We start from the raw sequence: 12,463 nt of genomic DNA on the forward strand, positions 1-12,463 counted from the left end.
ATCAGCGCCAGCCGCGTGGGCCGGGCACCGGCTTCCAGTTGACCGCCGCGTTCGGGTCACCGCTGCCGTCATAGCCTGCCCGCAGCGGGTACGCGTACACCGGACGTTCCGTCGTGGTCACGCCACCGCTCACCTTGCTGGCCAGCACCGACGTCGGCGCCTGACCCCGCTCAGTCCAGGCGCGGATCGCGCCGAGCCAGTCGACCCGGTCGGCACCGGGACCGCCGGAGCAGTGGTAGACGCCGGGCAAAAGGAACAACCGGGCGAACTGCTGTGCGCGGGCCAGCGAGCCATACCGCTTCACCACGTCCTCGTAGTACTGGATCGTGCCGAACGGGGTGATCAGCGGGTCAGCCAGACCGTGGTAGAGCATCAGCTTGCCGCCCGCCCTGCGGAAGGCGTCGAGATCGGTGGTGTCGGCGTTGTAGACCTTCGCCATCCTGTCGAGCTTTGCCGCGTCCCGGCTCGGGTCGAAGTCCCAGAGCGAGTAGCCCGCCCCCGGGTCGGTCAGGAAGGCCAGGTAGCGCAGGACCTGTTCGGCGAACGCACCGCCACCGCTCAGACCGGTCGGCGACGTGCTGATGTCGGAACCGACCCAGCCGCCCTCGGAACCCAACGGCAGCCCGCCCGGGTACAGCGCGCGACCACGGTTGTCGCGCGGGCTGTCGTACCACTTCTTCACCACCGCGACCTGCGCGGCGCTGAGGCAACCTGCTGCGGCTGCCCCCTGCGGGCAGAGCAGCGTCGCCGGGTCGAACCGGCAGGCGCGTGGGTCGTCCACGACACCGTCCTTCACGACACCGTCGCAGGCGGCCTGCACGCCCTGGTTGACGACCGCCGCGGCGGCGGCGTCGACGATCTGGTTGCGGTCGGCGTCCCGGTTCTGCTGCTCGCGCACGCCCTGCGAGAGCGGGGCGAGGTAGTTCTGCCGGTTGGCCGGTGCGCCGGCGACGATCCCGTCGAAGTCACCGGGCCAGCGCTGCGCCTCGATCAGCGCCTGCCGACCACCGGTCGAACAACCCACGAAATAGGAGTACGCGGGAGCATGGCGGGTCATTCCCTTGAGGAGCGTCTTGGCCGTGAGCGCGGTCAGGTGCTCGGAGAGGTAGCCCCAGGTGTTCTGCGCGGCCTTGTTGTTGAGTCCGAAGGAGGCGTCCGAGCCGCTGCCGACGTGGCCGGTGTCGTCGGAGGCGACCGCGTAGCCGAGGTCGACGTTGCCGTTGCCGGAGGTGCCGGCCGTCGGGATGCTGCCGCAGAAGCCGCCGCCGCCCAGCTGGACGTAGCGGCGGTTCCAGTCGGTAGGCACCTGCAGACGCAGCTGGATCACCGAGGTGCTGCCGTCGTCGGCACCGACCGTGATTGCGGCCCGGACGTCGCAGTAGGGCGTGGCCGCCGCCGTGGCGCCGGTCGTGGCGGAGCTGACCGTCGTCGGGTAGCCGACGGCGCGGCTGAGCTTCCCGGCGGCGGTCGTGGAGCAGTCGAGTCGCGGCTTGGCGTGTGCGATGCCGGGCGCCGCGGCGACGGTGAGACCGGCGGCGACGACCACGGCGGAGAGGAGACGTAACCTGTGGAGCACATCGGCCTCCAATGTTTCGCTAGGCGGAACGCGGCAATATCGCCACGGCCTGGGAGTGACGCTAGAGCTGGGCGAATGCCCTGTCAACATCCACGCCTGTCGTTCCGCTGGGCGGAACCTACCCGAGCACGTCGCGCTCCCGCAGGGCCGCCATCTCCTCCGCCGACAGGCCCAGCTCGTCGCCGAGCACCGCGTCCGTGTCGGCACCCAGCGCGCGGCCGGTGAACCGGATCCGGCCCGGTGTGCGGCTCATCCGCCACAGCACGTTCTGCATCCGGACCGGCCCCAGGTCCGGATCGTCCACAGTGGTCACCAGATCCAGTGCCCGCACCTGCGGGTCGTCGAGCAACTCGCTCGGCTTGTAGACCGGCGCCACCGCCGCCCCCGCCTCCTCGAACGCGCGCAGCACCTCGTCGCGGGTCCGCGCCCCGATCCACTCCCCCACGTAGCCGTCGAGCAGGTCGGCGTGCTGCGCCCGCTGGCGCCCGGTGGCGAACCACGGCTCGTCGATCACCTCCGGGTGGCCGACCAGCGTCAGCACCCGCCGAGCGATACTGTCGGCGCTCGTGGAAATGGCCACCCACTGCCCGTCAGCCGTCCGGTAGGTGTTGCGCGGCGCGTTGTTGAGTGACCGGTTGCCGGTGCGCTGCTGATCGATGCCGAGCTGGTCGGCGTAGATCACGCCGGGCCCGACAGCCGTCATGATGGGGCTGAGCAGGTCGAGGTCGATCTCCTGACCCTGGCCGTCCTTCTCCCGCTGGAACAGCGCCATCGAGACCGCCGCCGCACCCGCCATCCCGGCGATCGAGTCGGCCAGACCGAACGCCGGCAACGTCGGAGGGCCGTTCGGGTCGCCGGTCAGGTGAGCGAAACCGCTCATCGACTCGACGAGCGTGCCGAAGGCCGGCCGCGCCGCGTACGGGCCGGACTGACCGAAGCCGGTGACCCGCAGCAGGATCAGCCGCGGATTGTCCGCGGAGAGCACGTCGTAGCCGAGGCCCCAGCGCTCCAGCGTGCCGGGCCGGAAGTTCTCGATCACGACGTCGGCGGTGGCGGCGAGCTTGCGGAAGATCTCCGCCCCGGCCGGGTCACCGAGATAGAGCCCGACCGTCCGTTTGTTGCGGGCGACCATCTTCCACCACAGCGGCTGGTCGTCCTTGGCCAACCCATGCCCGCGCATGCCGTCCCCGCGGCCAGGGTGCTCGATCTTGATGACCTCGGCGCCGAAATCGCCGAGCATCTGCGCCACCAGCGGGCCGGCCAGGATGGTCGACAGGTCGAGCACCCGCAGGCCGGCCAGTGGTCCGTCGTTCACACTGGACATGCTCACCCCTGGTACGGACGGTGCACGTAGCGGCCGCCGGGGGTGCCGACGATGTTGCCGGCGTCGAGCACGCGCTGCCCCCGGACCCAGGTGTCGGTGACACGGGCACCGAGTTCGAAGCCCTCGAACGGCGTGTACTCCTGGGTCGACTCGGAGTCCGCGGCGTGCACGGTCCAGGTGGTGTTCTCCACGAGACACAGGTCGGCGTCGAAGCCCACCCCGATGGTGCCCTTGCCCGGCAGTCCGTAGCGGCGGGCCGGATTCCAGGCGGCCAACTGCGCGATCCGCTGATGCGACAGGCCGCGCTTGCGCCCCTCCGAGACCAGGCCGGGCAGCAGGTATTCCGCCCCGCCGAAGCCCGACTTCGCGGCGAAGATGTCCTCGCGCGGGTCACCGAACTTCGTCTCGTCCTTGCAGCACGCGTGGTCACTGACCACCCAGTCGACGCTGCCGTCGAGCACGTACTCCCAGAGCGCCTCCACGTCCTCCTGCGGGCGCAGCGGGGGGTTCACCTTGCCACCCAGGCCGTGCGCGCTGTCCACGCTGGCCAGCAGGTGCCCGAGGGTGACCTCGCGGCGGAAGTCGACATGCGGAAACGTCCTGGCCATCAACATCGCCGCCCGCAGGGCCTTGCGCGAGGAGAGGTGCAGCAGGTTGATGTTGGGCAGCCCGGTCTCGTCTGCCAGGAACGCCGCGATCGTCACCGCGAGCCCTTCCGAGTGCGGCGGTCGTGACGCGCTGTAGGCGGCCAGGCCCTGCAACGACGGGTCCTGCTCGACCAGCTTCGTGTAGGCGGTCATGATCTCGGCGGTCTCGCAGTGCAGCGACAGCGACACGTGCGGTGCCGCGTCGGTCAGCTTCTCCCGGGCCGCCTGCACGCCGCGCATCACGAACTCGAAGTGAGCGAGGTCGTAGCGCTCGTTCGGCGGGATCATCAGGAACGAACTCTGGTCGCTGGACCGCCCGTGCAGCCCGTGGCTGCCGTAGAACATGAAGATCTTGAAGGAGGTGACGCCGAAGTTCTCGATGATCGAGGGGATCTCGTCGATGTGCTCCCTCATCATCGGCGCGAGGTGGAATCCGTAGTCGATGAACGAGCGTCCTTCCGAGGCGGCCAGCACGTGCGGGAAGAACTCCGCGTACGAGCCACCCCGGTTGAGGTAGTACTGCCCCGTACGCATGTAGGTCAGTCCGGTCGTCACACCGCCCTGGGCGCTGGCGCGGCTCTCGGTGGCGGTGTCCTCGGCCAGCGAGTTGTAGATGCCCCAGTGCTGGTGCGCGTCGACCGCGCCCGGGTACGCGAGCCGGCCGCGCCCGTCCACGACGGTCTGCGCCTCGTCGGCCGGGATGTCGGCCTCCATCCGCACCACCTTGCCGCCGGCAATGCCGATGTCCAGCCGGTCGCCGTCGGGCGAGCCGGCGTCGGGCCGGACCACGGTTACGTTCTTGATCAGGGTTTCCAGCAGTTTCATGCGTTTCCTCCCGTGGTTCGAGCGACGTGGTTCGCCGCGAGGTAGGCGAGGCCGAGGGCGGGCAGGAGTCCGTTGCCGGCCAGGTAACCGGCCGCGCCATGGCCGGAGATGCCGGCCGCGGCACCGCCCGAGGCGTAGAGGCCGGGGATCGGCGCGCCACCCGGGCGCAGCACCCGGGCATGCTCGTCGACCAGCAGGCCGCCCTGGGTGTGAAAGAGCGCCGGCACCACCCGGGCGGTGAGGTACGGCGGCTCCAGTGGTGCTTCGAAGAAGGTGCGGCCGAAGCGGTCGGCCCGCTCGCCGCGAGCCACCGCCGCCGTCTCGGCGAGTTCCGCGACCACGGCCTCGGCCGGCAGCCCGGTGACCGAGGACAGCGCGGCCTCGTCGGCCGCGTCCAGCAGCGCGCCCGACTCCACGCTCTGTCGAAAGTCGGTGAACGCGAGGCAGGCGTCGTGGATCCGGCGGTCCAGCACCAGCCAACCGAACGCGTCCGGGCGGGCCGCGAGCGCGGCGGCGTACTCGGAATAGCCGGTCGTCTCGTCACCGAACCGCCGTCCGGTGGTGTCCAGCAGGAAACCGCCGTGCATCACTGTCGCCCAGCCGACCAGCGTCGCGGAGCGGGCCGAAAGAGCGGCATGCCCCTGGTACGCGTCGAGGAAGGCGCTCTGCGCGCCGAGCTCGGTGCCGATCCGCAGCGCATCGCCGCGGGACATCTCACTGCCGTGGTAGACCGCCGCCGCGATCTCCGGCAGGTGCTCGCCGACCATGGCCCGGTCGGCGCCGTAGCCGTTGGTGGCCAGCAGCACCGCCCCGGTCGGGATCTCCTCACGTGTGCCGTCCGGTCGTTCGACCACGGCGGCTCGAACCACGCCGGAGTCGACGACCACGTCGACCAGTCGGGCCGGGACCAGCATGTCGATACCGGCCCTGCCCAGCCGCTGGACGAGATGGTCGAGCAGCACGGTGCCGTGCCGGCCCTCGACCGTGTGGCAGCGGTCGACCGAGTGGCCCGGGTAGTGGAAGTCGGTCACCAGCGACAGCTCCAGCCCGACGCTGTCAGCCAGCCACTCGACCAGCTCGGCGCTCACCGCGCCGAGCGCACGGGCGAGCCTCTGGTCGCCCTGCCCCTTGGTCTTGCGCGCGACGTCCGCCGCGAACAGCTCGGCCGAGTCGTCGATGCCGGCGGCCCGCTGCCACCGCGAGCCGGCGCCCGGGATCATCGCGGTCGACATCGAGGTGTTGTTGCCCCGGCGGAAGTGCTCGCTGGCCTCGACCACCAGCACGTCGAGGCCGAGCTGGGCGGCGCGCAGGGCGGCGACGAGCCCTCCCCCGGCTCCGGCGACCACGAGGTCCGGCCCGGTCACGCGCCCACCTCCCCAGCACCGATCAGCCGCAGCGCCAGGGCGGTCGGGTCGACCACCCGAGCTGGCAGGCTGACGCCGGCCGGCAGGTCGACGGCCGAGCAGCCGTTGATCACCGAACGCGCGCCGCCCGCGGCGAGCGTGCCGACGGCACCGCCAAGCGTGCTGGCCCAGCGGGAGGTGTCGGCGATCGCGTGCACGTCGAGGTCGAGCACCTCGACGCCGAGCAGGTCGGCCGACCACCCGTACACCCCGGCCCGGGCGGTGATCTCGTCGGCGATCGCCTTGTTGCGGGCCACCGCCGCGCACCTGCGCCCGCTCAGCACGGCCCAGCCGAGGCTGAGACGGAGCAGTCCGAATACCGGCACCGGCAGGGTGCCGGCGAGGTCCGCGACACCGGGGTCGAGGACGCAGTCCGGCAGCAGCGCGTCGAAGCCGGCCGGCGCGCCGCGCAGCGCCGCGGTGACCAGCATTTCGCTCTCCCGCACCTGCTCGTCGGTGTCCAGGGCGCGCGGTGCGTCCGCTCCGATGTCGTGCAGCACGACGTCGACGCCCGGCGGCGACAGCGCCGCGTAGCGCGCCTGCCGGCGGGCCAGTTCCTCGGCGTCGACATGGATCGGGGTCACGGCGTAGATCCGCACGGTCTCTCTCCTAGATCTCGGCGAGCCGGCGCAGGTCGGGCCCGACGTCGGTGGTGGCAGCCAGGCCAGCGGCGATTTCGTGCACGGCTCGGACGGTGTCGGGGTCGAGCAGGCGTCCGAGCAGCGCGAGCACGTCACCCTCGGTCATCGGGTGGTAGGCCGCGTCGCCGACCGGGTTGGGCACCTCAATCACCCTGGGTGGTCCGCCGAGGGTGCGGACGGTGACGCGGGCCGCACGTTCGTCGGGCAGTCGGGCGTCGAGGTCCGGAGCCACCCGCAGCACCACCTTGGCGGCCAGCGCGCGTACCCGCGGGTCGTCGCGCTGGTCGTCGGCGGAAACGGCGGGGTCGACGGTGCCGTGCACCAGCGCGGCGGACACCACGAACGGCGTCGAGAACAGCGCGGCCAACCGGCTGTCCCAACTCGTCCGGCCGAGCCCGCCAGCCAGCGAGTGGGTCTCGACCAGGACCTCCTCGATGGAGTCGAGCGTCAGCCCGTCGGCTCGCATCAGCAGGGCCGCGTCGGCTGCCGGGTGGGTGAACGAGCAGGACGCGTGCCGCTTGAAATAGCCGAGCTGCACGTCCCACCGCGTGCCGAGCCCGTCGGTGAGCGGCGCGGGGTCGAACCGGCCGAGCACGTCGCCGAGCGACAACGAGGGGGTACCGGTGTTGCGGGCGACGCCGGCCGCGGCCATCCGTGCCGCCGCCAACCCGGACACGTTGGAGGCTCCCAGCCAGGCGTCGCGGACCGGGTTGCCGTCCAGGGCGCTGGCGAAGTGCCCGGCCACCGGTAGGCCGGCTCCCGCGTCGATCGCTGCGGCGACGCCCTCACCGGGCAGGCCGAGCAACCGCGCGCAGCCGGCCGCCGCACCCGCGACGCCCCAGCTGCCGTGCGGATGCGCGTCGGCGCGAAGGGTGGTGGCCCGGCCGAAACGCGCCGCCACCTCGTAGGCCGCCAGCAGCGCCGACATCGTCTCCGGACCGGACGCGCCGAGGTCGGCGGCGAGCGCCAGCACCGCGGGCAGCCCGTGCGCCGCCGGATGACCCTTCGCGTACTTGTGACCCTCGTCGAGCTCAAGCCGCGCCATCGCGGTCGCGTTCAGCCAGGCTGCCGCCTCGACGGTGGTGGTCGCGCCTGCCCCGACCAGCGGCGCGGGCCCGGACCCGGGACGCCATGCGGCGACCAGGGCCCGCTGCTCGGACTGCCGGGCGCCGACCACTGTCACCCCGAGCGAGTCGAGCAGCACGAGCCCGAGCCGGTCGCGGACGGTGTCCGGGACGTCCGACCAGCGGAGCGCGGCGGCCCAGGTGCCGAGCCGGGCCACCGCCTCCACTGTGGATTGCACGTCAGAGCCCCAGGTAGGCGGCTCGGACCCGGTCGTCGCGGGCGAGCTCCGGCCCCGGGCCTTCGAGGACCAGGCTGCCGCTCTCCAGCACGTACGCCCGGTCGGCCAGGTTGAGCGCGTGCGCGGCATTCTGCTCGACCAGCAGCACCGAGACACCCCGGTCGCGGATCGCCTTGATCGCGTCGAGCACGGTCCAGGTCAGCTTCGGCGACAGGCCGGTGGACGGCTCGTCGAGCAGCAACAGCCGTGGACCGGCCATCAACGCCCTGCCGATCGCGAGCATCTGCTGCTGCCCGCCACTGAGCGTCTCGGCGGCCTGGGCGCGCCGCTCGGCGAGGATCGGGAACAGGTCGAAGACCTCGCGCAACGGCTCACCGAGCGGCTTGCGGCCACGGGTCCAGCCGCCCATCCGCAGGTTCTCCTCGACGCTGAGCGGCCCGAACAGCGCCCGCCCCTCCGGCACGTGCAGCAGGCCACGGGCGACCAGCTCGCTCGGACGTACGCCATCGGCCCGTGCGCCGTTGAAAGTGATCGTGCCCGCGGTCGGTTTGACCAGCCCGGAAATGGTCTTCAGCGTGGTGGTCTTGCCGGCACCGTTGGCGCCGACGATCGCCACGATCTCGCCCTCCTCGACCCGCAGGTCGAGCTCGTGCAGGATCTGCAGGCCGTGGTAGCCGGCGCTGACCCCCTCAAGCGTGAGCATGCGGGTCCTCCCCGAGGTAGGCCTCGATGACCCGCGGGTCACGGGTCACCTCCTGTGGTGGGCCCGAGGTGAGCACCCGGCCCAGATCGAGCACGAGCACCGAGTCCGACAGCCGCATGACCGCAGCCATGATGTGTTCGACGAAGACGAGCGTCACGCCGTCCTCGGTGCGCAGCCGCTCCAGCAGCTCCATCACCGGCGCCCGCTCCGCCGGCACCAGGCCGGCCAGCACCTCGTCGAGCAACAGCACGCGGGGTTTGCTGGCCAACGCCCGGGCCAGTTCCAGCCGCTTGAGGGCCGCGGTGGGCAGGCCCTCGGTCGCCGAGTCGCGCCACCGGCCGAGGCCGACCCGATCGATCAGCTCGGCGGCGGCGGTCCGGGCCGTACGCTTGGCGGCGCCGCCAGCCAGCACCGCGATCGTGACGTTCTCCAACACGGTCATCGAATAGAACGGCCGCATCAGCTGGAACGTCCGGGTCATGCCCGCCGCGGTCACCTTGTGCGGCGCGTGCCCGGTGATCTCCCTGCCGCCCAGGTACACCCGGCCGGTGTCCGGCCGCAACGCACCCGCGATCAGGTTGAACACCGTGGTCTTGCCTGCGCCGTTGGCCCCGATGACGCCGAGGATGCTGCCCTCGGCGACCTCGAAGCTCACCTCGTCGACCGCCCGCAGGCCCTTGAACGACTTGGAGATTCCGTCGACCCGAAGCAGTGTCATCGCCGGGACCACCTTTGGCGGATCGTTCCGTATATGCCTTTCGGCAGGAGCAGCACGATGATGATCAACAGGGTGCCGTAGACGATCACGTCCAGGCCGCTGCGCCCCTGAAGGAACTCCAGCGCGGGCGGCGGGTTGCGCAGCACCGTCGCCGTCACGTCGTTCAGCGGGCCCATCACCACGGCGCCGATCACCGGCCCCCAGATGGTCGCCACCCCGCCGATCACGGCCGGCAGGATCGCCTGGATCGACACGCTCGACCCGAACGCCAGGTCCGGATCGATGAACAGGAAGTACTGCACGTAGAAGGCACCGGCGACAGAGGTGATCGCGGCGGACAGCGCCATCGTCACCAGCTTGTAGCGCATCACCGGGATGCCGACCGCTGAGGCCGCGTCCTCGTCGTCGCGGGCGGCCTTGGTGAACTGTCCGGCACGCGAGCGGACGAACTGCACGCTGATCACCAGTGCGGCGACGGTGAGCGCGAGCGCGATCCAGAAGTAGTTCGGCGAGGCCGGCTCGAACTGGATCCACCACCACGAACTGTCGGAACGAAGCGGCACGTGGTAGCCGACCGCGCGGTTGACGAAGTCGCTGTTCGTCGCCCAGAGCCGGAGCATCTCGGCGAACGCGAAGGTGGCCAGCGCGAAGTAGGCGCCGCGCAGCTTGTACCGCAGCGCCAGGAAACCGATCAGCGCGGCGAACGCCGCGGCCATCACCATGCCGGCGAGCATCCCGATCCACGGCGACACGCGGTGCTCGACCAGGAGCCAGGCGCTGGTGTACGCCCCGATTCCGAAGTAGGCCGCGTGCCCGAAGCTGAACATGCCGCCGAAGCCACTCATCATGTTCCAGCCGATGCTCATCAGGGCGAAGATGAGCACCCGCACCGCGACCGATGCCTGCGCCGACGGAAGGATCAGCGGCAGCGGCACCAGCAGCACGGCGAGTACCGCGATGGCCAGCAGGTGCTTGTTCCACGGCAGGCGAGGCAGTGGCCTGCTGGCCGCTGTCTCCGGTGCCGGCGTGTCGGTGGTGGTCGTCATGCCGACCTCCCGAAGAGTCCCTGCGGGCGCAGGAAGAGCACGAGGACGAAGACGATGAACACCGACAGCAGAGGCGACTGTCCCGGCAGGTAGATACCGCCGAGCTGCTCGGCCAACCCGATGACCAGACCGCCGACCAGCGCGCCGACGACGTTGCCCATGCCGCCCAGCACCACCACCACGAAGGCAACGATGTTGAACAGCGAACCGGTGGTGGGCTCGATGGTGACCAGCGGGGCGACGAGCGTGCCAGCGGCGCCGGCGCAGGCGGTGCCGAGCGCGAATGTCACCGCGTAGATGACCCGGGTGTCGATACCGACCAGCTGCGCGCCGGTGTCGTTGGCGGCCACCGCGCGGATCGCGGTGCCCAGCCGGGTGCGCTGCAGCAGCAGGTAGAGCAGTCCGGCCAGGACCAGTGCGCCGACGAAGGCGAGGATCCGGGACAGGTTGGCCACCGCTTCGAAGATCGGTACGCCGCGGTCGCCGGGCAGGGCCACCGAGCGCGGGTTCCCGCCGAAGAACAGCAGCAGCGCGTTCTCGATGATCAGCGAAATGCCCAGCGTGATCAGCAACTGGTTCTCCAGCGGCTTGCCCATCGCGCCGGCCAGGATGCCGCGTTGCACCAGCAGGCCGAGCACGAACATCGCTGGCACGCTGACGGCGAGCGCGAGATAGGGATGCAACCCGGCCTGGGTCAGCCCGAACGTCAGGAACAAGGCCAGTGCCAGGAAGCTGCCGTGGGCGAAGTTGACGATGTCGAGGACACCGAAGATCAGCGTGAGGCCCATCGCGATGAGGCCATAGACGCCGCCGATCAGGACACCGGTGGCCATCGCCTGCACGACGACGACCCCGCTGCCGGAGCGGACGTACGCGAGCAAGACCGCGAGCACGACCAACGCGGCGATCACCGCGATCCGCAGCCACGGCACGGTACGGGCGGGAGTCGGGCGTACCTCGTCGGGATCCAGGGTTGCCACGCCGCCGCTGCCGGCGGCGTGGCCCTGGTCGGCTGGCGTGGTCACTGGCTCTTGAAGGCGGGGTAGAGGGGCTTCTCCTCCGCCTTGTCGGCCGGGAACACCTGCTTGACCACGCCACCCTGGACCTGCATGAGGATCGGCGTGGCGTTCTCGTTCTCTCCGGTCGGTCCGAACTTGATCGGGCCGTTGCCGGCGATCAGGGTCGGCACCGAACCGCTGGCGATCGCGTCCCGCACCTTGGCCGGTTCGGCGCTGCCGGCCCGCTCCAGAGCGTCGGCGATCACCTTGACCGAGTCGTGTGCGAGCACCGCTCCGGTGCGGATCTGGTCGTTGTAACGCTCCTGGTAGAGCTTGGCCAGCGCCTGCGTGTCGGCGTTGGTCATGTCGGCGTGGTAGTTGGCGTCGAAGAAGCCCTCGGCTGCGGCGCCCGCCTCCTTCGGGAACTGCGGGAGGTCGAACGCACCGTTGGCGACCCCGTAGACCGCCTTCAGGGCCGGCGGCTTGACGGTGGCGACGGCTTTGGCCGCCAGCACGCCGTCGCGGTAGTAGCCGGCCACCATCAGCACGTCGGCGCCACTGGCCTTGACCTGGGTGACCTGGGTCGTCAGGTCGGAGACGTTGGCGGCGTCGTAGGCGAGCGCCGGGCCGACCTTGATGCCGGCCTTCTCCGCCTCGGCCTTGAAGGCGTCACGTACGGCGCTGCCGAACGGACCCTGCTCGTGCAGCACCGCCACCGTCTTGACCGGCTGGTTGGCCGCCTTGGCCACCTGGTCGAGGAACTGCGCACCGGCGGTGCCGAGCACCGTGGAGCTGGGCTGCACCCGGAACGTGTACTTGTAGCCCTGGGAGAGAATCGAGTCTGCGCTGGACACGTCGATCACCAGCGGCACCTTGTTGCGTTCGGCCACCGTGGACACGTTCGCGGTGACCGCGCTCTGGTAGGTGCCGACCAGGCCGACCACGCCGTCCTGAATGAGGCGCTGTGCCTCGCTCTGGCCGACCTCCGGCTTGCCCTGGGTGTCAGCGCTCACCAGTTCCAGCTTCTTGCCGCCCTGCGACTTGATGCCACCGGCGTTGTTGATCGCCTCGACGGCCAGCTTGGCTCCGTTGTCCATCTGCTGCCCGTCAGCCGCGGCCGCTCCGCTCAGCGGGTGCAGGGAACCGATCTTTATGGTGCTGCCGGACTGGGCGCCGCCGCCGTTGGTCGTGCCGGCGGGCCCGGACCCGCCGCACGCGGCGAGGGCCAGCGGCAGGGTCAAGGCGAGGCTCAGGGTCCAGGTCTTCCTCATGTCAGCTC

Annotated in this window: 11 protein-coding genes; all 11 read right to left on the reverse strand. The window is 70.9% G+C overall.

The annotated features are described in order from the left end of the window. Position 1 precedes the first annotated feature (1 nt). Complete coding sequence (locus FBZ33_RS18750; RefSeq protein ID WP_141910086.1) at positions 2–1,576, reverse strand: tannase/feruloyl esterase family alpha/beta hydrolase; 1,575 nt, start codon at positions 1,574–1,576, stop codon at positions 2–4. Between the two features lie 118 nt (positions 1,577–1,694). Then, positions 1,695–2,900, reverse strand: coding sequence for a CaiB/BaiF CoA-transferase family protein (locus tag FBZ33_RS18755; protein WP_088948996.1), 1,206 nt, complete (start codon positions 2,898–2,900; stop codon positions 1,695–1,697). A 2-nt stretch (positions 2,901–2,902) separates the two neighbouring features. Next, on the reverse strand, positions 2,903–4,372 hold the full coding sequence (locus FBZ33_RS18760; RefSeq protein WP_141910087.1) for a dihydroorotase family protein: 1,470 nt from the start codon (positions 4,370–4,372) through the stop codon (positions 2,903–2,905). Further along, the gene (locus tag FBZ33_RS18765) at positions 4,369–5,736 is read right to left on the reverse strand and encodes an FAD-binding protein (protein ID WP_141910088.1); all 1,368 of its coding nucleotides are present in this window, start codon (positions 5,734–5,736) and stop codon (positions 4,369–4,371) included. Before FBZ33_RS18765 ends, FBZ33_RS18760 begins: the two co-directional genes overlap by 4 nt. Continuing rightward, positions 5,733–6,374, reverse strand: coding sequence for an aspartate/glutamate racemase family protein (locus FBZ33_RS18770; RefSeq protein ID WP_141910089.1), 642 nt, complete (start codon positions 6,372–6,374; stop codon positions 5,733–5,735). The genes FBZ33_RS18765 and FBZ33_RS18770 overlap by 4 nt, the downstream gene beginning before the upstream one ends. 10 nt (positions 6,375–6,384) lie before the next feature. Further along, a complete protein-coding gene (locus tag FBZ33_RS18775; RefSeq protein ID WP_221629483.1) occupies positions 6,385–7,719 on the reverse strand; it encodes an MmgE/PrpD family protein in 1,335 nt (444 codons plus the stop codon). A 1-nt stretch (position 7,720) separates the two neighbouring features. After that, the gene (locus tag FBZ33_RS18780) at positions 7,721–8,422 is read right to left on the reverse strand and encodes an ABC transporter ATP-binding protein (protein WP_088949000.1); all 702 of its coding nucleotides are present in this window, start codon (positions 8,420–8,422) and stop codon (positions 7,721–7,723) included. Further along, positions 8,409–9,140 carry an ABC transporter ATP-binding protein gene (locus FBZ33_RS18785; protein WP_088951866.1) on the reverse strand — a complete coding sequence of 244 codons (732 nt, stop codon included), beginning with the start codon at positions 9,138–9,140 and terminating at the stop codon, positions 8,409–8,411. Before FBZ33_RS18785 ends, FBZ33_RS18780 begins: the two co-directional genes overlap by 14 nt. Beyond that, a complete protein-coding gene (locus tag FBZ33_RS18790) occupies positions 9,137–10,186 on the reverse strand; it encodes a branched-chain amino acid ABC transporter permease (RefSeq protein ID WP_088949001.1) in 1,050 nt (349 codons plus the stop codon). Before FBZ33_RS18790 ends, FBZ33_RS18785 begins: the two co-directional genes overlap by 4 nt. After that, on the reverse strand, positions 10,183–11,211 hold the full coding sequence (locus FBZ33_RS18795) for a branched-chain amino acid ABC transporter permease (protein WP_221629484.1): 1,029 nt from the start codon (positions 11,209–11,211) through the stop codon (positions 10,183–10,185). The genes FBZ33_RS18790 and FBZ33_RS18795 overlap by 4 nt, the downstream gene beginning before the upstream one ends. After that, positions 11,208–12,455 carry an ABC transporter substrate-binding protein gene (locus FBZ33_RS18800; RefSeq protein ID WP_088949002.1) on the reverse strand — a complete coding sequence of 416 codons (1,248 nt, stop codon included), beginning with the start codon at positions 12,453–12,455 and terminating at the stop codon, positions 11,208–11,210. The genes FBZ33_RS18795 and FBZ33_RS18800 overlap by 4 nt, the downstream gene beginning before the upstream one ends. Between the last annotated feature and the right edge of the window lie 8 nt (positions 12,456–12,463).

Origin of the sequence: Micromonospora sp. A202 (assembly GCF_006715105.1) — a bacterium.
In the GTDB taxonomy this organism is placed as follows: domain Bacteria; phylum Actinomycetota; class Actinomycetes; order Mycobacteriales; family Micromonosporaceae; genus Micromonospora; species Micromonospora zamorensis.